Raw genomic sequence first — 18,310 nt, forward strand, 5'->3', positions numbered from 1 at the left:
CAGTCCGTGCCGCAATGCGACCGACCACGCCCGCCACGTCCACATCGGGTACCGCAGCCACCGCACCGCGCCGAACCGCGGGCGCCGCGCCGGAAGCCGCCCGGCCGCCGCGAGCGCCTGACGATGCGCACGACGTTCCCGCGTCTCCCACACCGCCACACCCACGATCGACAGCACACCTACCGTCGGATCACCCGAGTGCGCCCAGTTCGACCCGGCCGCGTAACCGACCACCAGCCACATCACCAGACGCTCCACCCACGCGGAGTCATCACGCTCCACCTGACGGCCGTCCACAGTGGTCACGACGACCGGCTGCCGGGCCACGTGCGCCAACCGGCCACACACAAAGCCGATGCACTCGATACCCGTCGCAGCCGCGGCGGCCAGCGGTGCCGGCCACCCCAGCCGCTGACTGAACAGCTGGAACTGCCCCCACCACGCGCCCACCATCGCCAGCACGATCGGCACCACGATCACCCGATCGGCCAGCCAGCCGGTGACCCGCGCCGACCAGGCCGCACGCAGCACCCGGCGCTGCTCGGCCCGTTCACGCCGTGCGGTCTTGCGCTGCTCGATCTCCACCCGCTTGCGGGCGAGCTCTGCCTGCCGGTCCTCGTCACGCGCCAAGCGTTCTGCACGCTTGCTCTGGGCACGCTCGCGGGCCAGGTCGATCTCCGCGCGCCGCACCTCGAGTTCCCGCACCGCAGCGCGTCCGCGCGGCGGATGTCCGCCTCGGTGCTCGCCGCGATCCGCACGGCCTTGCGATCGATGGTGGTCATCGCCGATCACCGCGCTTCTGCGTCTCGCGCACCGTGACGACACCGCGGCCCAGCGAGGCGAGCTTGCCGCGCGCCATCACCTTCCACACCAGCAGCACGGCCACCACGTAACCGCCGGCCGCGGCGAGCACGAACACGAACCACGACGCCGGGAGCACGTAGAAGCAGAACACCACGATCACGCCGGGCCAGAACAACAGCTTGATCAGCGACCACAGCAACGAGAACGGCAGCATGGCCAGGGATCGGATGCGCATCACGCCACCCGACCTTCCGCAAGACCGGCGTCCAGAACCGTCAACAACCGCTGCGGAGTGATCTCAACCGAACCGCTTGTGGCGCCCACAACCACACCGAGATCGCGAGCAAGCATGAGGATTTCGGCGAGCTCCAAGTGCGTCCACACCACAACGCACGTCTCGCCGACCCCGGCAACGTCCACCGACTTCGTCGCGGTCGCCCCGTAAAAGTTGCTGTGCGGAGTGATCTCGACCGTGGTGCGCAGCGCCTGCGCCCACTTCGCGATCGGCCGCAACGAGTCGTGCACCGACCCGATCTGCACGCGCACCCCGCGGTAATCCACGGACACACTGGCCACCCTGGGCGCGTCCGGGTGGTCCCGCACCACGCGCGCAGCCAACTTCAGCAGCTCCGGGAGGTTGCTCATCACGCCACCGCCTTCTCGGTCCAGTCCGCCCGGCGCATCGCCCGACGCTCCTCCTCGGACGTCCCGCCCCACACGCCCTGCACCCCGTGGTGCAGCGCGTAGGACAAGCACGCCGTGAGGATCGGGCAGGACGCGCACACCGACTTCGCCTTACTGATCTGCGCCACCTGGCCGGACTCGGGGAAGAACAGCTCCGGGTCCTCGTCGGCGCACGCCGGGCGACCGCCGAAGTCCGCACCCGGAAGCGTCGACAGCAGGTGGTACAGCCCGTCGTACTTGATCAATCCGTGCTCGCTCATGCCGCACCTCCAAGAACCTGCACGTCAAGGGACCTACGGGCGTCCGCGCGCCGCGCGCGGCGTTCAGCGCGTCGCAACGTCAGCTCGTCGACCTCCGGGCCGATCACCTCGCCGCTCGCCTGCGCCGCCAGGGCGTCCTGGAGCGCCGTACTCAGCAGTTCGAGGTCGTTCAACTGCTGGCAGTCGTCCATCACGGCGACGTCGTCGATCACGAACAGCCCGTCCGCTCGAAGGACCTGTGCGACGGAACTAATGGACATTGCGCCAACCTCCGGACTGAGTGACTTAAGTCAGTTGATGTGTATTGAGACAGTAGAGACACGGCTGAGACGTGTCAACAGGTGGCTTAAGACACGAGTAGCCTGTGCGGGTGACTGGAGACGTGGACCCCGGCGCTGAGCAGCGCAGTCGCGCCGAGCTAGCCGACCAGATCCGTCAGAAAATCGTCTCGGAGAAGCTTGTCGTAGGAGCCAAGCTCCCCAGCTACCGCGATCTCGCCAGGGAGTTCCGTGCCGCGCCGAACACGGTCGGCGAGGCCATGCGCCTTCTCGCTGCCGAGGGTCGCGTGAAGATCAAGCCCAACGCCAGGGCGGAGGTCAGCGATCCGAGCACCCAGGCGACGACCGCAGACCAGCAGCTCCAAGAGGCGCGCATCGGCCTCACCGAGGTCCGCGACCAGCTCCGCGCCGTTCGCCGCGACGTCGACGCGCTGGAAAGCCGCGTCACCGATCTCATCGCTGGCCTGCCGGCCGAGTAGCTCTTGCCGCGTCATCACTTCCCCCGTCCCGTCATCCGTTGTGGACATGACGAGCATCGCGGCTGATCGGGGTCGGTTTCCAACAACGCCGCGTTGTACAACGGGGCGTTGTATTCAGGCGGCCCAGGCCTCTTCGGTCGTGGTCACCGGCTGCCCGGTGTCGCAAGCCTGAGCGATCGCAAGCGCAATCAACTGGTCCTGACACGCCTCTGCGAGCGGATACGGCGCTGGCCCGTCATGTTGCGTCCAGGCCGCCATCCGGTCCAGGCACGTCGCGATGGCGATCTCTTCATCCGACAGGCGTTTCGGGAAGTACGGGTTGCGCCACAAGACCCCTGCGTCGACAGACAGCGTGTCGAGCGCGAAGCCTTCGAGGTTGCTGTCGACGCCGGCCTGGCGGCGTTCGATGCGACTCAGCACCGGTGACCGCACATCCGCCATCCGCATCACGCGGTCATCCACGATCTCACCATGGGTGCCGCGCACGACGTGGCGATGAGTTCGCAGCGGGTGCCACCACTGGTTGTACGTGAAGTCGTACAGCCCCATGCGGCCACTGCCGAAGTCAAGCGTCGCAACGGTTTGCTGCGTCTCGACCAGCTCATCGGCCGATGGCCAGCCTGATCGGTCGGGGCCTCGCAACAGCTGAGAGGTGAACCTGCGGCCAGCCACCTCAATCGGGCTGAAGCCGACTCCGAGCAGGCCACGGATCAGCGCAACAGCGTGGTAGTCGTGCGTCGACGAGACTTCGACGCTCGTCGGCGTGCCGATGAGGCCGCGGCGAACGAGCTCTTGCCGCGCCATGTGCATTGGCTGGAACGGATACTGCTCCGCGACCTGCACCAGGCCGCTCTCCCCTGCAGTCGCCCACAACTCGCGGAGGCTGTCGAGAGTTGGCGCGGGCGGCGTCTCGGCCAGCACCGGCGTTCCACGATCGACCAGCTCACGGATCACGTCTGGGTTCGCGCTCTTCGCGACCGACGTGACGACGAACCGCGGCTCTGTGGCGGCGAGCAGCTTCGCGACGGACCGGTAGGTCGGCACGTCCCAGGCCCTCTCGACCTCGTGCCCGCGCTCAGGCGACCTCGTCACGACACCCACGACGTCGTGCGCGAGCTCGCGCGCCAACCTCAGGTAGAAGTCAGCCCGCCAGCCGCGCCCGACAATCGCGAACTCGGTCACGTGAGCAACGCCTCGCGGTGCTGCCAGGCCAATGCGAGCAGTGCCGCGCCGGCCGCCTGCGTGGGCTCGCGGTGCACGAACCGCTCGATGTTCTTGGCGGTGAACGCAAGTCCTTCGAGCACGCGCCCCTCGTCGTTGTGCGCCACCAGGTCACCGAACAGTTCGTCGAACAGCTCCGCCTCGATCACGGCGACGGTCAGCATGTCCGTGGCGAACGTCAGGGGGTCCACGCCCATCCCGAGGTAGGACACGTTCACCCTGTCCCCCACCGAGTCGGTGAGCCGCTTGGCGAACGGCCAACCGTCGTAGTCGATCGGCGACTCGTGCTCCTCGGAAGCACCGAGCAGCTCTTCCGCGAACTCGCGGATCATGCAGCGCCACAGCGAGAAGTCGTTCTCGGTGTTCCGCTCGTCGTCGCTGGACGCCTGGAAGATTCCGACGGGTAACACCTGGTACATCCCGCCGGCGTGACCGACCCGCTTCGGATCGCGCCAGTGCAGGAAGAACGTCGCCTCACCGCTCGCGCGGTCGTGGCGGATGGTGAGAGTACTGATGGCGACGTTCGTCGGCCTGCGCTTCGGGTCGCACGGATCGCCGACCGCGGCACGCAGCCGCAGCGAGTCGACGTGCCCAAGCTCGCGCGCGGCGTACTCGTGCGCGCAGGCCTCTCCCACATCAATGCCGTCGAAGTAGGAGCCGATGCCGAAAGTCAGGTGCTTGTCGGCGAGATCGGCCTCGATCAGGCGGTAGGTCGACCGGTTCTGGAACACCTTTGGCGCCGCAAGTTCGGCCATCGCCTCTGAGTAACTGCGACAACCGCCTTCGGGCAAGACGTTCACTGCAGCGTCCCCGGTACCGACGACACCGTGGAACTCCCCTTCGCGCTGCAGTTCCAACGCAAGGTCCGTCAGCGGCACTGGTACGGCCGGCACCCAGCTCTCAGACGTGAGCAGCGGCGTGTCCGCCACCTTCACCGTGTCCGGGTACTGCTCAGCGGCCTTGATCGCGAGCGTATGACGGTGTTCGCCCAGGTAAGCGCGAACTTCGAGCCACTGTTCAGGCGTCGGCATTGCGTCCTCTCCGGTCAGAACCCGAGCAACTGGTCACGATGCTTCCAGGCAAGCGCGAGGCAGGCCGCACCCGGTGACGCCATCGGCTCCGAGCTGAGCATCCGATCCACCGACTCCGCAGTGAACGGGATGCCCTCCGTGGGCGTGCCGCCGCCCACCGACACGATCTCGCCCTCGTCGTTGTAGCGGACGGCGTCGCCGAAGACCTTCTCGAACACGTCGTCGTCGATCACCACGACCGTGAGCATGGTGGCGGCGAGCGTCAGCGCGTCCATTCCGATGCCGAGGAAGAACGCGCCGACGGTGCCTTCCCGTCGCGCCTGCGTGAGCTCGCGGTAGAGCGACCAGTTGTCGTAGTCGATCGGTTGCGTGCGCGTGCCGTCGAACTCCGGCTCTCCGAGCAGCTCCTCGGAGTACTCGCGGACGATGTTCCGCCACATGTCGAAGTCGTTGCTGCGGTCCCACAGCGCGACACTGGACGGCTGGAACTCGCCGGCCGGGATCACGTCGTACACGCCGCCCGCGGTCGCGACCTTCGCCGGGTCGCGCCAGTGCAGCAGGAACGACGGCTCCGCTGGGTACCTGCGGAGGCGGATCGTGAGCGTGGTGATCGCGGGAATGATCGCGCGCCGCGTCGGGTCGAACGGGTCGCCAATGAGGTCGCGGAACGGCAGCTGGCCGCGCAGCTGCGCAGGATCGGCAGGGATGCGGTTGTCCATGCAGGCTCGTGCAAGTTCGTGGCCCAGTGCTTCGGAGACGTCCAGCTTGTCGAAGTACGCCGCGAGGCCGAACTCGAACGTGCTCGTCGCCAGTTCGCCACCGAGCAAGCGGTAGCTCGGACGCGACTCGAAGAGCGTCGGCGGGTCCAGGTGCTTGATGACCGACGTGTAGCGCTCGAAGTGGGTCGTGCCAACGCGGAGCGGTCGCACCGCCTCGGTCTCAGGTTCCGAGCCGTCGACCGCAGCTGAGTGGGGTTGCTCGGAGAGCGTGAGGTTCAGCGTCGACAACTCAAGGAGGCCGCTCGTGACCCAGTCCGGGTGGGCGATCAGCGGCGTACGCGGGACGCGGTACTCGGCCGGGTAGAGCTTCACCGCGAGCTGGGCAAGGTCGGAGCGGTGCTGGTTCAGCCAACGGCGCTGGTTGCGCCACTGGAAGCGGCTGGACGCGATTTCGGGACTGGCATCGTCGGAGGCGATCAGAGAACGCGCTTGACCCGACGACAGGCCTAGATCTTCTGGCGCGATGCCGAGCAGTTCGACCAGCTTTCGGCGCAGCTCCAGTGAGATCGGTCGCGAGCCATTCTCGATCTGGCTGAGATTCTGCTGGGTGATGCCGAGGAGGCTGGCGACAACCGTCTGGTTCTGACGGTTGGACGTACGCCAAGCGCGCAGCACAGCGCCAGCGTCATCAACACCGCCGCTGGACCCGCTCCTGGTCAGCCACGGGCTTGCATCTCCAGTGGTCATCTGCACACCCCCTCGTCGCCCATCCTGTCAGGCGTTAAAGACAAGCTCAGCGCGTGTCGCCAGGTCGTGCGTTCACCGAGGCAGGCTTGCCCACACCTGCCGCTACTCTATGTAGCGGACCAACACGGTGTTGTAACGACTACCTACAGGCCTTGCGGCCTCCGGTCTCCAGAGGAGTGATCACCCGTGAGAACATCCGACGCGTCAAGCCCCGCAGAGCCCGCACATCGAGTTACCACACGAGGTCGCGTGATGACCCGATCGCTCACCGTGCTGTTTCCATTCCTGCCTCCGGTCGCACGCGTCGGTGCCGCCGGATTGCTGGCGGCCACCGTGGTGGCGACCGCGCTGGCATGGGCTGGAGGTCTCGGTGGCGCCGGGATCGTGTCCGGACTGCGGCCAGTACCACTGTTCGCCGCCCTCACCCTCACTGGCGGCTCCATCGCGGCAGCAACCCTGCCGCGTTACGCCTACCGCTACCTGCAGGCGCATGACTGGCACCGCGCCGATCCCAACCGCGACCCGTCTTTCCTTGTCGTGAGCGCACATCTGATCTTCGCCGTACTGCAGATAGTCCTTATCAGCGTGACCACTGGCGCTCCGAGCGGCAGCATCCTGGCAGGTGTGTCGATGCTCGGAGCTGTGCTATGGACCGTCCATGAGGCGCTGACAGCGCGCCGGATCGACGAGTTGGCACGCCAGCGAAAGGTTCCTGGGATGGCCGAAAATGAGCCGGAATAGACCAACGGGTGGGACATCCCTGGTGGGTATGTGGACATCGACGAATCGCTGGCCGCCGCACGTCGGCGCGAACTCTCCGAGGAGTTGGGGTTGAACCGGGCGCCAAGCCGTCTGATCGCGGTGGACTGGGCTCCGGTGACGATGACCAAGCAGGGCTCTGGTGCTCGCCCCCGAAAGGATCATGACATGTCCGAGGAAGCAACCATTGTGATGCTGCTGGCACAAGGCCCAGAGGTGACACCGGTTTGGCGCGAGATACGAGGAAGCAGGGACCTCACTTTCGAACCTACGCTGGCAGTCGAGGAGTACCCCAGCAGCATCCTTCCGCAGGTCGGCGAACACATCGTGATCGAGAAGCCGGTCAGAGTGGAAGGACCCGTGCACGCACAAGTCGCCGCGGTGATCCACCACTGGACGATGGGCACAGGGCCGGTGGCGTTCGTGATCCTTCGCGGTTATGACGCCAATGCGCCTATACGGGTCTGCAACACAACCCCGCCAAATTCGCTGCAGCAGACGAAGTCACTCGACGAGCTGACGGCCGCGCTTGAGCGGGTAGCGATGCATCTGGGTGACAGGTGACGTGTCACTGTGCCTTGAGCCGGGGCGACGTTCCCGTCTCTCCCCGCCACGCCTTTCATTGACCAAGAAAGGGCAGTCGTGAGTCAATCACCATTCCGCCAGAAGACCAACACGAGCCGGGGAGTATGGAAAATCAAAACCCACAAAGATGGCGTGCTTCTTTCGTACAAGCCCAAATACTACTCCCACCCGTACGAAATCGAGCTGACCGACTCTAGGTCGTCGGCCGAAGTCCTCGATTGGATTGCCCAAATCGCCGCGAAGCCGTGGGCTACTGATCGTGTGTTGGCTGGAGTCGTGCGCGCCTTCGATGACGTGCTGCTTCTGCAGCAGAACTACTGCTCGATGGGGCAGGAGCAGAGTCCCGACGACGCGACGATCCGCAAGTCGATCGCGGAGACGGTCGTGAGGGCGGACACGCCCGCAGACGGCACCCCGCCGCGCTAGGCCAATCATCGACGTCTCCCACGAGGGCCTGGTGGGCAGCAAAGTATTTCGGAGACCCAATCGGCGCCGTTCACGCCGCAGCGGGGCCGTTTAGCGCAGCAGGCACACAGAGTTTCTTCTCTTCGTCAAGGCAGCCCCTGCCGAGGCCGCTCGCGCCGCGGCGCTTGAGCCCGCTCGGCAAGGGCCAGGGCCCGGCTCCGTCACCCTGGCCCGCCAGCGGGCAGAGGCGTGACCGACCCCGGCAGCCACCGCAAGTGCCCGTAACGCGTTGGCAGAGCGCGCGATAGCCCCTGTATCTACCGCCGAGGGGGCAACGTGAGCACATCGAATGGACCGCGGCCCACATCCTCCGGAGTGCCAGTCGGCCTGATCAATAGATCACGTGATCTCCTCGATTGGCACTTGGATCAGTCGACCCAGCTTCTAGAGGGCATTTTCCGCGAGAATCGACCAATTATCCCTTCATGGATCTTCAAGGAGACGGACACTCAGTCAAGCGACCACCGATATCACCTCCGCAAGCTATTCAAGAGATCTCTAGCAACCGCCACACTGCATCACAACACGCTTATTGACCACACAAGGTCGATCAGAAAACTGATAACTGTTCCACCACTACCACACTGGTCCCCGATGTCGCTCGCACGAGTAACCATCGAAAGCGGCATGCGAGCGAGATACCTTACAGATCCAGACGTATCGGCGATGGAGCTCGCACTCAGGGGCGCCGCGAGTCAAATGGAAGGACTCCAAGAGCAGTCAAAGCTGGCTAGACACTTCGACTCCTCGATAGAGCAACGACTCAGTAAGGCTACTGCTCGAACTTTGAAAGCCCTAACAAGGGCGGGAATCGAAGTGGTCTACCACAAGAACAGCGTTAGCCACGTAAAGAGACGGAACGAAAGCTTGCAAGTTCCATGCAAACCAAACATCACTGAGCTTGCACAAAAGTGGCTGGCAAACGCGCCCGGACTGTATGGAGTTGCCTCAGGATCGGTACACGCGGCATTTTGGCTAACAGCGACATCGATCGACTTCAGCACAGAAGAACCAAGCATTAAGGCCGACTCAGATATTCTCCTCAGCTCAGTACTCGCACCATGCTTTTCGCTTCAGGCCGTAACTACCGGGGTATATCAACTTCACAGACTCGACATATCAGAGTTCCAAAAAAAGAGCAACGAAATTATCACAAATGCTGTCGTTGAGTTTCAAGCCTGGAAAGGCTTACAATAACACGGCCAGCGCTGAGTTTGGGATCGCATCCTCTCTGACGAGGGCCCTGTCCCGGCCATCGTTTAGCGCTGGGACGAGACGACATGGGGAGAAGTGGCCGTCGTGCTCGAAGCCGTCAGGTTGTTGACCTCAGTAAGAAGCTGGGACATTTCTCTAGTTCAGAGAACCAGAGATCACACATAGCCAAAGCCTTGTGTGTGCCCCTGCCTTCCATGTGGGCGCGGTAAGCAGTCTCGCCGTCCGGATCCGGAAAACGTGGGTCCGGTGGCGGGAGTTCGGACACCTCACGCCAGCGTATTCCGGCGTTCAGGCTGATGATCCCCTTCGTACCGCCGAAGAACGTCGTGGGATCTTCGTCCACGGTGACTGGTAGTTGATGGGCGTGCCGGTTGCGAACCCAGCGGACACCGCGGGTTACCAGCCCATACGTGTCCTGATCACGTGCGCCTTTGTAGGACTGCCCGTACAACTTCTCAAGCTGGTCGTTGATCGCGATAACCCACATGGTCGCTTCAACGGCTGACGTGTACGAGCTGCCCAGATCGCGGGCTGCCCTGGCTTCCTCGTGTCGCGACCTTGCTGCACGGAAACCGGCAAGGGCGAATTCGAGTCGCCTGACATCCTCGGACAGAGGAGTTGCTACTTGCTGAAGATTGATCACAGGTCGCCCTCTTGGAGTGTCCATGGGATGAGTGGCGCTTCACTAGGATGACTCAGCGAGACGCCACGAGACGTCCGGGTACAAACCTGTAGCTCAAGGCAGCTCCACCTGGGATCGAGCGGTGCGTCTGCAACGTAGCCAGCCCCGTCCCACCGAAGAAGACGCGTTCACCGCGGTCGATGTCCAAACGGGCGGGGCCTCTGGCCTTAGCGGCTAAGGTCGTCCGCCCGCAACTGTGTCTTGACCGTCAATGTACCGATGCCGATCTGCCATGCGTGGCTCCAGCAATCCTCATCGGTACCACCGCCGGCGTAGCACTTGGCTTTGGCGTATGCCTCGCTCGACTGCATGACCTTCTCGATGGTCACGAGGGTCTTGACATAGCGACTGGAATCGCCGCGTGCGCGGAGTGCGGCGTCGAGCGCGGACACGATCTGGACCTGGTCCGTCAACCAGCTCGCGCACGTTGGGGTTCGCACGGTTGCTTGACCACAGGGTTGCGCGACGGAAGCTTTCATTGCCACATCGAACTTCTTGTCCCACTCGGCCGCCAACGCTCCCAGGGCGCGGCTCGGGTTGGTCGTCGTTGTGGTGGTGGTTGAACTCGTCGACGGCGTAGTCGATACGCCCGCTGTGCTCGAGTCCGCCGATCCGCCAGAACACCCCGCTACTGCGGCAGCGATGGCAGTTGCAATCAAAGCTCGATGCATGGCGCCTCCCTCGGGACGCTTGTCGAGGAAGGCGCTGCCACTGTTACGAGCGCGAGGAGACCTCCGCAGGGTTGTGACAGCCCAAATCCGTGTCTGGTGGCTAGTGCCACGACCGGTGCGCGAGGAACCAACGAGGACAAGACTACTGGTCCGCCTCTTACGGCTTCCGGCCTCGCGGAGACGGCACGTAGCCCACGACGAGGACGAGTAGCCTGCTAACAGGGCATAGTCGCTGGTCACGCGGTTGCGGTACAGCAGCAAAGTACAGCAACCGCATCGGCCGAGGGCGACTGCGAGCGACCTGCAGTGAGCCTCTGACCTCGACAAAGACTGCGGTTGACCAACCTGCCGAGAATTCACACCGAAGAGATCGGTTTCAGCACGATGTTCAGACTTTCTCCTCTTCGTTCAAAGCGGGTCCCTGGGGCCGCTCGGTCGCACTGGCCCTTCCCGTCCGACAGGGACTTCACGGCCCCGTCTCTGTGTCGCTCGGGCAAGCGGTCGGGGCCCGGCCTTCGGCCACCCACCCGCGCCCGGCGACGGGAGGTAGGGCCTACCCCGACCGGACGGGAGAGCGACCGACCGGCCCTGCAGGCCCCGCAAGTAGAGCGGACGGGCTTGCAGGGCCGGCCACCGACGTGCCATGTCAGCCCGCCTTGCAGCCACCGTTGCTCTGCTTGGACTTGCACTCGTTGCACTTCTCGCCACTGACGCCAGTGCCGGTTTCGTAGTCACTGGTCGGCCACTGGGAACAGTTGGTGCAGAAGTGCCAGGTGTCGGACCCCTTGCGCCTGCGAGGCATCCCGATCTCCTCTCGTAACAACTGGACCATACGGCCCTGCCTACTACTCTGTTCAGCGCATCTTATGCGCATGTCGCTACTAGTAGCCAGACCGTTACGCAGACGTGTTGGCGCGCTGACTGAGGAGGGTCCCCGCCTCCCTGCTCCCGGCCATCGTTTAACCCCAGGCGACCTGCGCAGCGGGGACGAGGGGACGGGGGAGGTGTGGTCGTCAGTGCTGAAAGCTCTGATCGGCACCTACGGCGGACCGCCGTCAGCGCACGCCAATGGCATCGGTGAGATCCGCACCATCGAATACCGTGCCGGTCAGGTTCGCGCCGGTGAGATTCGCGCCGCGCAGGCTGGCCCCGGTGAAATCTGCCTTGCTGAGGTCCGCGTAGCTCAGATTCGCGAAGCCGAGATTGGCCTTGGTGAGCTTGGCAGCGGACAACCTCACGCCCGTGAGATCGGCCCGTGTGATGTTGGAGGACGCGATATTGGCCTCACTGAGATCTGCATTGCTGAGCTTCGCACCGGCGAGGTCCGAGCCCCGCAGGTTCGCCGAGCGGAGTTCCGCCGAAACGAAGTCAACATCGCGCAAGCCTGTGTCAGCGAGCCGGGCGTTGTTCAACGGTGCTTTGGTGAGAATCGCGCCGCTGAGACACGCGCTCGGCATGTCGATGCCGGGCCCACCGCCTCGGTACAGGTTCTCCCGGAGCCACGCGGCGCGTCGCCACACGGTCATGGCGGCCTGGATGTCCACCACCGGCTTGACCTGATTGGGCGGGCATGGCTTGGTGGGCACGTGTTGATTGGCGAACGTCACGAGCACCGACGTGATCGCAGGTCGGAAGCGCTCAGCATCGTTGGCAAGGTGTTCTAGCGAGTGGATGGCACCAAGCCGGATGTCGATCTTGTCTGAGCTCAGTTGTTCGACCGCACGGCTGAGCCGCTCGCTCTGCTGGCCCTGATCCGCGAGCCGCACCTGGGCTTCCGTCGCCTCTGACTGTTTTCGCGTCGCCACCAGTGTTTGGCCGGCGTAGACGAGGCCGACCGCCACGCCGATCACGCCGACGACGGTCGGCACCTTTGACCAGCCGTGCCACTTCACCACTCCGATCACTGCCTGCACCACGGGGCCTTGTCGCTTACTCGGGATCGTGAGCCGGCCAGGGCGGCGGTTTCGGCCAGTTCTGACCGCAGGACGATGGGGCTGGCGAGGAACGCTCGAAGTCATGGGGCGTGAACCTAAGGCGCGGCGAAGCGCGTCTGCGCCACTTCATCCGGCGTCAACCCGTACGGAGTAGCAGCGGTCAGGCGAGGTCCGCACCCTCACCAACGGCGTTCAGACATTCCTTCATTGACGAAGCGCTGCAACGATCCGATCCTGACCGCACACCTAGCAACGGTGGCCAGCTGGACAAGCCAGTGCACGACGACTTCATCGCGAAGCCCGAGGATATGCACGCAATCGCAGTCGCCCTTCGCACCGAGCTGCTGCTGGACGACTCGACGACCTGCCCGCCATTGATAACGGAATAGGTGGACAAGCATTTGAAGGCAGCCTGCTACAGCGCCGCAGTGTCGCGCGCGAGCGCAATCCCAAGCTCCGCCGCGATAAGATCAAGGAAGTCACGGGCCGACATGATCGGCTCGCATGTGAGGTCTGCACCTTCGACTTCAAGCAGACGTACGGTGACCGCGGTGCGGGCTTTGCCGAGATACACCATGCCGTTCCCTTTCACGTCACAGGCCCAATCAAGACTCGCCTGGCCGACCTGGTGGTCCTGTGTTCGAACTGTCACAGGATGATCCACAGGGGTCCGCAGTGGTTTGACACCAGCGGAGCTCCGTTTGTTGATCGCCAAGTGACGACGTGTTGCGTTGCGGTCATTCCGATCGCCGTTCAGGGCTCGGGATCTCCAGCACCTGATGAGCTAGGCCGGCGGCGAGCTCTACACGCTGATCGTTGAAGCACGACGTACCAGCGTCCGCGAGCTGCTCCGCCCGGCCAGCGACCTCGCGAAGGCGCTCGGCAGCATGGCGAAGAAGCTCGGGGGTGGTTAGTGGCGGCGTTGATGGCATGGAGCGCTCCTTGAGTCGATGTGCCTGGTCACGCCCCCTGCGACCAGCAATGAGAGAATCGCACACACGTTCGAATAGCTGTCAAGCGTGCACTCGTGCGGCGCTTCGGCGGCCGATGGCAAAGCACCAGGACGCTCAGGCCTGCGCTCTGGCACGCTGAGATCCATGGCCCGACATGACGTCTCACCCGAGCTGGCAGCCGAGCACAGCCTTCCTGGACTACTTGGCATCAACCGATCGCGAGACCGGGTGCAGATCGAACTCGATCTCCCTAAGCGCGACGATCGCATCCCTGTCGACGTCATCCCGGGTGTTGAGGCGCTCGCCCTCGGCTTCTTGATCAGGCTCTACGAGAGGTTTCCTTCGTCCAAACGTGATCACGTTGTCGCGGTCGTCGACAACTACGTGGTGGCGTGGACCCTGGCGGACGACCTGGAGCACTTTCTGACGGCCCTTGCCGCTCTGCTGAAGGGCGCTTCGCTGCCTGGACGCGAGCCGCTTGCGGACAATCCCGACGCCGTTCGATGAGATGGCAGTCCGCCTCACTAGACCAATGCCCGTGCACGGAACTGGCCGCCGGGGTGAACGGATGTGACCGGACCTGTAGCCGAGACGACGTGAATCGGGCTGGGTGCAGCGAGACATAACGAGACCGGTCATCGCAAACCAGCAGGTGGCCACACCACTTCTGAGACGCACATGAGCAGCTGCGACCTAGCCGGTGCCGTTCACACCGAAGAGGTCACTGGTTCGATCCCAGTATCGCCCACATCAGCCCGAAGGCCCCTGATCAGCAATGATCAGGGGCCTTCCGGTTTTCACGCACGCCAACAACTCCCCGCACCGGCCTGCGGGACACAAATCCGTACACAAACGGGCTCTACGAGGTCAGTCAGTCTCTCTCGGCAGGAATAGACCACTGATGGTCTCCGCGGCTTCCGCATCGAGGTCTGGGATGTCCTCGGTGTAGGTGTCGAGGGTGAATGCGACCTTCGAGTGCCCGAGCCGACTGCTCACGATCTTCGGGTGCACGCCGGATCTCAGCGAGATCGTGGCGTAGGTGTGCCTCACGTCGTGTAGCCGGATGAGCGGCACCTTGGCCCGATCAACGAGTCGGTTGAACTGCTCGGTGATTGTGTCGGGGTATATCGCCGGCCGTCTTCCCAGCAGAAGACAAGACTGTGATCTTGGTAACCGCTCCCGAATGCCTCCTTCTCCTCTTCCACCTATGCGAGGTGGCGGCGCAGCACCGCCACCGTGAACTTGTCGAGCGCCAGCTGCCAAGAAGTCGGACACCTTGGCTCTGGACGGCTTGACGTACGTCTCGGTGGCGACCTCCACCTGAGCCTTCTCCATCGCGTCCCAAGCGTCGTCCTCGGTCGCGAATCCGCTCTTGCGGATCTGCTGGCGGTCGCCCGTCAGCGGGTGCTTCTCACCGTCGAACGAGTAGGTCCATGTATTGCCACGTTTGAAGACGCTGCCCTTCACCCTGCGGCGCTTCGGCTTCCTCGACGACCGAAGGTCGGTCAGCTCGATTTCGTACGGGTGGGAGTAGTCTTTGGGCTTGTACGAAAGAAGCACGCCATCTTTGGGTCGAAGTCCTCGATTGGATTGCCCAAATCGCTGCGAAGCCGTGGGCTACTGATCACGTGTTGGCTGGAGTCGTGCGCGCCTTCGATGACGTTCTGCTTCTGCAGCAGAACTACTGCTCGATGGGACAGGAGCAGAATCCCAACGACGCGACGATCCGCAAGGCGATCGCGGAGGCGGTCGTGAGGGCGGACACGCCCTCAGACGGCTACCCCGCCGCGCTAGGCCAATCATCGACGTCTCCCACGAGGGCCTGGTGGGCAGCAAAGTATTTCGGAGACCCACCCAGCGCCGTTCACGCCGCAGCGGGGCTCGTTTAGCGCAGCAGGCACACAGAGTTTCTTCTCTTCGTCAAGGCGGCCCCTGCGGGGGCCGCGAAGCAGAGGAAGCCGCGGAGCACCATCCCGACACGCCATGATCAGTCGCGGTCAGTGGCACCGCGTCAAGACTGGGAAGCGTGCCTTGACCGGCACCGCTGTCCGCAAGATCGGCTCGGTGGCGGGATGATGCCTGGGGAGGCGGATGCCGAGTTGGGACGAGCGCCGAGTGGTCGACACATCCAGCTGGTCTTGGCGGTCGGCTGCCGCGCCCGTGGACAGCTCAACGCCTTGACGGCGTCGACCAGCCCACACGTTTGCCACCGGACTCCAGGCCCTTGAGGAGTGACCTATCGATGGCGCCATCTTAGAAACCTTGCCCACTGCCTCACGGAATGTTCCTCCCGCCGCTGAAGAAGAAGTGCGAGGTTGTTCTGGCTGGCGAGCGTGTTGGGGTGGTCGGGGCCGAGGACGTCGATGCGGGTGGCGAGGGCGCGTCGGTGTAGTTGCTCGGCTTCGTCGTAGCGGCCCAGGCTGTCCAGCACGCCGGCGAGGTAGCTCTGGCTGGTGAGCGTGTCAGGGTGGGTAGAGCCCAATTGGTCACGTTCGGCATCAAGCACGTGTTGGCGCAATGTGATAGTCACTGCTGGCTGGCCTGCGGCCTCAAGTTGCTCGGCAACGCTGTCGATTGCGTCTCGCACACGAGCGAAACTCGCATCGCTGCGTAAGCCCGGAAGACCGAGAAGGTGCGGTGCGAGCAGACGCGTTACAGGCCAGCCGCTGCGTCCTTGCTTGACGCAGGATTCCGCGAACTCGACCAAATGTGTTTCGAGTGCTTCGTGATGTCCGTCTGTTTCTCCGGCCTGGTCGGCGAGTAGCGCGTTTGCTTCTCGGACGAGCGGATGCAACACCACTGAGATGAGCTCTGACGCACTATCCGGTACATCGATCAGGCCATATCGTTCCAGTCCCGCCAAGGCCGAGTCGATCTCAGTGCGCGTGGTGGCCCCTATGGCCGCGGGAAGCAGGCCAGGGCCAATCAAGCTACGGGGTATTGGAGCATCGGCCAGCAACGCCAACGCACGCAGCAACGGGCGGGCCAGCAGCAGTCCTTCCGTTGCCAGTTAGTTCAGTGACAGTTCCCAAGTGTGTCCGACCAGGGTGCGAGCCACCTCGGGATCGGTGACATCCAGCGGCATCAACGCGCCGGATGCCCCGTCGTTCAGCGCGTCGCAGTACGCCTCGAACCGTCGCAGCCGTGCCGTTGGCTGAGCCACTGCTGTACCCGCTGCATGCAACGCAAGCGGAAAGCCGCCCAGCCGCGAGGCCAGCCGCTGGGCGGAGTCCCGGTTCCCGCCATCACGCGCAAGATCCATCAGCACCTGGGCGCCTTCGTCGGCCGGCAACGGCGTCAACCGCACCAGGTGAGCCCCGCTGCCCCAGGTGCCAGGGGCGCGGTCCCGGCTGGTCACCAGCAGCAGGCCAGCACCTCCCGGACGAATCCAGCCGCGATGCTCCGCCACCGGCGCATCCAGACCAAGTCCTTGGGCTTGATCCGCGTTGTCTACGACTAGTAACCAGCCTGGCACCTGCTCCAGATGCCCCCACACCAGATCGACCAGGCTTCCGCCCGATTGCTGAACCGCGCCGACACGGGCCTCCGACAGCCCCAGCGTGACGGCAACCTGCACCATCTGGGCCGCCAGCATCTCTTCGCCAGACTGGCCGGTTGGCAAAGTCTTGCCCCGCCACCGGAGCCAGAACACCGCGAGCCCCTGCCGTCCTGCTTCTTCCGCGACTCGACTGGCTAGCGTGGTCTTGCCCATGCCGCCCGGTCCGCACACCACGACAAACCGGCCTTCAGGAGCACTCACCATCCGCAAGACCTCCGCCAACTCTCGATCCCGTCCCCTGACCATCGGCGTATCGGCTGTCGGTCGGCGCAACGTCGACGGCGTCACGGGAAAGACCGGTCTGACCAGTGGTAACGAGGGGGGCTGTGGCTTTCCCGAGACACCAGCACCTGCACGAGCACCCCGGCCATGACAACGAGCCCGAACACCAGCCAGACCCGCACCGGGTCATCCTTGAACCACTCCGGCATGTCTGCCGAGGCGTAGTTCGTGACTAAACCAGTTGCCGCAGCCAGCACGGCGATCAGGACGAGGTTGACCGTCCGGCGACGGGGAGTCATACGAACACAATCGATCAAACACACCATCTTGTTGCGTCGCGACGCTAGATAGGGCTACCTGGTCACCCGCTCACGACGATTCATCGAGGCAGCTCGGAGCAGTAATGCCTGGTCAACGGGTGTCGTACAGCAGCAAAATACAGCAACCGTTCCGGCGGAGCTGACCACAAGCGACCGGCATAGGCCATCTGACCTCAGCGAAGACCAGGACCGACCCGGCTGCCAGTAGCTAACACCCAGAAGGTCATGTCGAAACGAGCGCCAGGTGAACAACTTGGGCGAGCTAGTCACTGCACTCGGCTGCCGCACCTATGGACAGCTCGCCGTCTTGGCGGCGTCGACCAGCCCGCAGGCTTGCCCCGAACACGCCGGCTCAGTGGATCGCGGGCGGCTACAACGGGTCCTGGTCGAGCTTCAGCCGCTCCAGGAGTTCGATTGCGTTCGACTGCGCCTTGGTTCCTCGGGCTGCTTCGAGGAGGCCGACCAGGGACAGGAGCGCGTAGTGGTTGAGGTGGAACAGGTGGCGCATCAGGTCCGAGGCCGCGGGACCGTCGACCCGCACGCACTCATCACTCGGCAGGCGGTCGTCGACAAGCGCGGGTTGGCCGTCCACCTCACGGACGTTGAATCGCGTGGAGGTGTTGGCCAGCTTGCGCAGCAGGCTTACCTGAGCGTCGTACTGCTCTGCCTGTTGCCACGTCATTCGCACCCGGACACCATCGCACAGGCGTTCGAATGAGGGT

23 protein-coding genes are annotated in these 18,310 nt (G+C 64.1%); 6 read left to right on the forward strand and 17 right to left on the reverse strand.

What is annotated here, in order from left to right:
* The 5 genes from FXN61_RS55585 to FXN61_RS24335 form a co-directional block, all read right to left on the reverse strand.
* Positions 1–705 (reverse strand): DUF2637 domain-containing protein (locus FXN61_RS55585; RefSeq protein ID WP_167976357.1); only part of this gene is annotated, 705 nt, incomplete at its 3' end.
* 73 nt (positions 706–778) lie between these two features.
* Entirely contained in the window at positions 779–1,039 is a 261-nt protein-coding gene (locus tag FXN61_RS24320; protein WP_167976358.1) for a hypothetical protein, read from the reverse strand.
* Complete coding sequence (locus FXN61_RS24325; protein ID WP_167976359.1) at positions 1,039–1,449, reverse strand: hypothetical protein; 411 nt, start codon at positions 1,447–1,449, stop codon at positions 1,039–1,041. Before FXN61_RS24325 ends, FXN61_RS24320 begins: the two co-directional genes overlap by 1 nt.
* Positions 1,449–1,748, reverse strand: a complete 300-nt coding sequence (locus FXN61_RS24330; RefSeq protein WP_167976360.1) for a WhiB family transcriptional regulator — start codon at positions 1,746–1,748, stop codon at positions 1,449–1,451. Before FXN61_RS24330 ends, FXN61_RS24325 begins: the two co-directional genes overlap by 1 nt.
* On the reverse strand, positions 1,745–2,008 hold the full coding sequence (locus FXN61_RS24335; RefSeq protein WP_167976361.1) for a hypothetical protein: 264 nt from the start codon (positions 2,006–2,008) through the stop codon (positions 1,745–1,747). Before FXN61_RS24335 ends, FXN61_RS24330 begins: the two co-directional genes overlap by 4 nt.
* Before the next feature lie 110 nt (positions 2,009–2,118).
* Between FXN61_RS24335 and FXN61_RS24340 the strand changes: the two genes are divergently transcribed.
* Positions 2,119–2,505, forward strand: a complete 387-nt coding sequence (locus FXN61_RS24340; protein WP_167976362.1) for a GntR family transcriptional regulator — start codon at positions 2,119–2,121, stop codon at positions 2,503–2,505.
* Between the two features lie 114 nt (positions 2,506–2,619).
* Here the strand turns inward: FXN61_RS24340 and FXN61_RS24345 are convergent, their stop codons facing one another.
* From FXN61_RS24345 to FXN61_RS24355, 3 genes are read right to left on the reverse strand one after another with little or no spacing between them, the layout of a single operon-like run.
* Entirely contained in the window at positions 2,620–3,687 is a 1,068-nt protein-coding gene (locus FXN61_RS24345; protein ID WP_223165574.1) for a Gfo/Idh/MocA family protein, read from the reverse strand.
* Entirely contained in the window at positions 3,684–4,757 is a 1,074-nt protein-coding gene (locus FXN61_RS24350) for a transcriptional regulator (protein WP_167976363.1), read from the reverse strand. The genes FXN61_RS24345 and FXN61_RS24350 overlap by 4 nt, the downstream gene beginning before the upstream one ends.
* Positions 4,758–4,771: 14 nt before the next feature.
* Entirely contained in the window at positions 4,772–6,223 is a 1,452-nt protein-coding gene (locus tag FXN61_RS24355; RefSeq protein WP_167976364.1) for a helix-turn-helix domain-containing protein, read from the reverse strand.
* Positions 6,224–6,475: 252 nt separating this feature from the next.
* On the opposite strand from FXN61_RS24355, the gene FXN61_RS24360 reads away from it, so the two are divergent.
* The 3 genes from FXN61_RS24360 to FXN61_RS24370 all read left to right on the forward strand — a co-directional run bounded on the left by FXN61_RS24360 (position 6,476) and on the right by FXN61_RS24370 (position 7,993).
* On the forward strand, positions 6,476–6,964 hold the full coding sequence (locus FXN61_RS24360) for a hypothetical protein (protein ID WP_167976365.1): 489 nt from the start codon (positions 6,476–6,478) through the stop codon (positions 6,962–6,964).
* Between the two features lie 15 nt (positions 6,965–6,979).
* Positions 6,980–7,546, forward strand: coding sequence for an NUDIX domain-containing protein (locus FXN61_RS24365; RefSeq protein WP_167976383.1), 567 nt, complete (start codon positions 6,980–6,982; stop codon positions 7,544–7,546).
* Between the two features lie 297 nt (positions 7,547–7,843).
* Positions 7,844–7,993 carry a hypothetical protein gene (locus FXN61_RS24370; protein WP_167976366.1) on the forward strand — a complete coding sequence of 50 codons (150 nt, stop codon included), beginning with the start codon at positions 7,844–7,846 and terminating at the stop codon, positions 7,991–7,993.
* A gap of 1,351 nt (positions 7,994–9,344) precedes the next feature.
* On the opposite strand, the gene FXN61_RS24375 is transcribed toward FXN61_RS24370, so the two are convergent.
* From FXN61_RS24375 to FXN61_RS55590, 4 genes are all read right to left on the reverse strand, one after another.
* A complete protein-coding gene (locus FXN61_RS24375; RefSeq protein WP_167976367.1) occupies positions 9,345–9,890 on the reverse strand; it encodes a hypothetical protein in 546 nt (181 codons plus the stop codon).
* Between the two features lie 206 nt (positions 9,891–10,096).
* Positions 10,097–10,600 (reverse strand): hypothetical protein, encoded by a 504-nt coding sequence (locus tag FXN61_RS24380; protein ID WP_167976368.1) that lies wholly within the window; start codon positions 10,598–10,600, stop codon positions 10,097–10,099.
* A 646-nt stretch (positions 10,601–11,246) separates the two neighbouring features.
* Positions 11,247–11,402, reverse strand: a complete 156-nt coding sequence (locus tag FXN61_RS24385) for a hypothetical protein (protein WP_167976369.1) — start codon at positions 11,400–11,402, stop codon at positions 11,247–11,249.
* A 253-nt stretch (positions 11,403–11,655) separates the two neighbouring features.
* A complete protein-coding gene (locus tag FXN61_RS55590) occupies positions 11,656–12,504 on the reverse strand; it encodes a pentapeptide repeat-containing protein (RefSeq protein ID WP_167976370.1) in 849 nt (282 codons plus the stop codon).
* A 499-nt stretch (positions 12,505–13,003) separates the two neighbouring features.
* Here FXN61_RS55590 and FXN61_RS56475 point away from each other — a divergent pair, with 499 nt between their 5' ends.
* Together FXN61_RS56475 and FXN61_RS24400 are read left to right on the forward strand one after the other, a co-directional pair.
* On the forward strand, positions 13,004–13,354 hold the full coding sequence (locus FXN61_RS56475; protein WP_376770720.1) for an HNH endonuclease: 351 nt from the start codon (positions 13,004–13,006) through the stop codon (positions 13,352–13,354).
* Between the two features lie 361 nt (positions 13,355–13,715).
* Positions 13,716–13,994 (forward strand): hypothetical protein, encoded by a 279-nt coding sequence (locus FXN61_RS24400; protein ID WP_167976371.1) that lies wholly within the window; start codon positions 13,716–13,718, stop codon positions 13,992–13,994.
* Between the two features lie 360 nt (positions 13,995–14,354).
* Here FXN61_RS24400 and FXN61_RS24405 read toward each other — a convergent pair whose 3' ends face one another.
* The 5 genes from FXN61_RS24405 to FXN61_RS24425 form a co-directional block, all read right to left on the reverse strand.
* Positions 14,355–15,047 (reverse strand): Arm DNA-binding domain-containing protein, encoded by a 693-nt coding sequence (locus FXN61_RS24405; RefSeq protein WP_167976372.1) that lies wholly within the window; start codon positions 15,045–15,047, stop codon positions 14,355–14,357.
* Between the two features lie 676 nt (positions 15,048–15,723).
* A complete protein-coding gene (locus tag FXN61_RS50180) occupies positions 15,724–16,350 on the reverse strand; it encodes a tetratricopeptide repeat protein (protein ID WP_188135429.1) in 627 nt (208 codons plus the stop codon).
* A gap of 147 nt (positions 16,351–16,497) precedes the next feature.
* A complete protein-coding gene (locus FXN61_RS24415) occupies positions 16,498–17,292 on the reverse strand; it encodes an AAA family ATPase (protein WP_281360629.1) in 795 nt (264 codons plus the stop codon).
* Positions 17,293–17,330: 38 nt separating this feature from the next.
* Positions 17,331–17,567 carry a hypothetical protein gene (locus tag FXN61_RS24420; RefSeq protein WP_167976374.1) on the reverse strand — a complete coding sequence of 79 codons (237 nt, stop codon included), beginning with the start codon at positions 17,565–17,567 and terminating at the stop codon, positions 17,331–17,333.
* A 391-nt stretch (positions 17,568–17,958) separates the two neighbouring features.
* Positions 17,959–18,270: a hypothetical protein gene (locus FXN61_RS24425; RefSeq protein ID WP_167976375.1), complete on the reverse strand. Its 312-nt coding sequence runs from the start codon at positions 18,268–18,270 to the stop codon at positions 17,959–17,961.
* Positions 18,271–18,310 lie beyond the last annotated feature (40 nt).

Source organism: Lentzea indica, from assembly GCF_012184385.1.
GTDB lineage: Bacteria > Actinomycetota > Actinomycetes > Mycobacteriales > Pseudonocardiaceae > Lentzea > Lentzea indica.

Bases quoted from the DNA above. Each gene is read 5' to 3' on its own strand.
- FXN61_RS24320 (WP_167976358.1), bottom strand. From the start codon at position 1,039: ATGCGCATCCGATCCCTGGCCATGCTGCCGTTCTCGTTGCTGTGGTCG.
- FXN61_RS24325 (WP_167976359.1), bottom strand. From the start codon at position 1,449: ATGAGCAACCTCCCGGAGCTGCTGAAGTTGGCTGCGCGCGTGGTGCGG.
- FXN61_RS24330 (WP_167976360.1), bottom strand. From the start codon at position 1,748: ATGAGCGAGCACGGATTGATCAAGTACGACGGGCTGTACCACCTGCTG.
- FXN61_RS24335 (WP_167976361.1), bottom strand. From the start codon at position 2,008: ATGTCCATTAGTTCCGTCGCACAGGTCCTTCGAGCGGACGGGCTGTTC.
- FXN61_RS24350 (WP_167976363.1), bottom strand. From the start codon at position 4,757: ATGCCGACGCCTGAACAGTGGCTCGAAGTTCGCGCTTACCTGGGCGAA.
- FXN61_RS24355 (WP_167976364.1), bottom strand. From the start codon at position 6,223: ATGACCACTGGAGATGCAAGCCCGTGGCTGACCAGGAGCGGGTCCAGC.
- FXN61_RS24360 (WP_167976365.1), top strand. From the start codon at position 6,476: ATGACCCGATCGCTCACCGTGCTGTTTCCATTCCTGCCTCCGGTCGCA.
- FXN61_RS24380 (WP_167976368.1), bottom strand. From the start codon at position 10,600: ATGCATCGAGCTTTGATTGCAACTGCCATCGCTGCCGCAGTAGCGGGG.
- FXN61_RS24385 (WP_167976369.1), bottom strand. From the start codon at position 11,402: ATGCCTCGCAGGCGCAAGGGGTCCGACACCTGGCACTTCTGCACCAAC.
- FXN61_RS24415 (WP_281360629.1), bottom strand. From the start codon at position 17,292: ATGGTCAGGGGACGGGATCGAGAGTTGGCGGAGGTCTTGCGGATGGTG.
- FXN61_RS24420 (WP_167976374.1), bottom strand. From the start codon at position 17,567: ATGACTCCCCGTCGCCGGACGGTCAACCTCGTCCTGATCGCCGTGCTG.
- FXN61_RS24425 (WP_167976375.1), bottom strand. From the start codon at position 18,270: ATGACGTGGCAACAGGCAGAGCAGTACGACGCTCAGGTAAGCCTGCTG.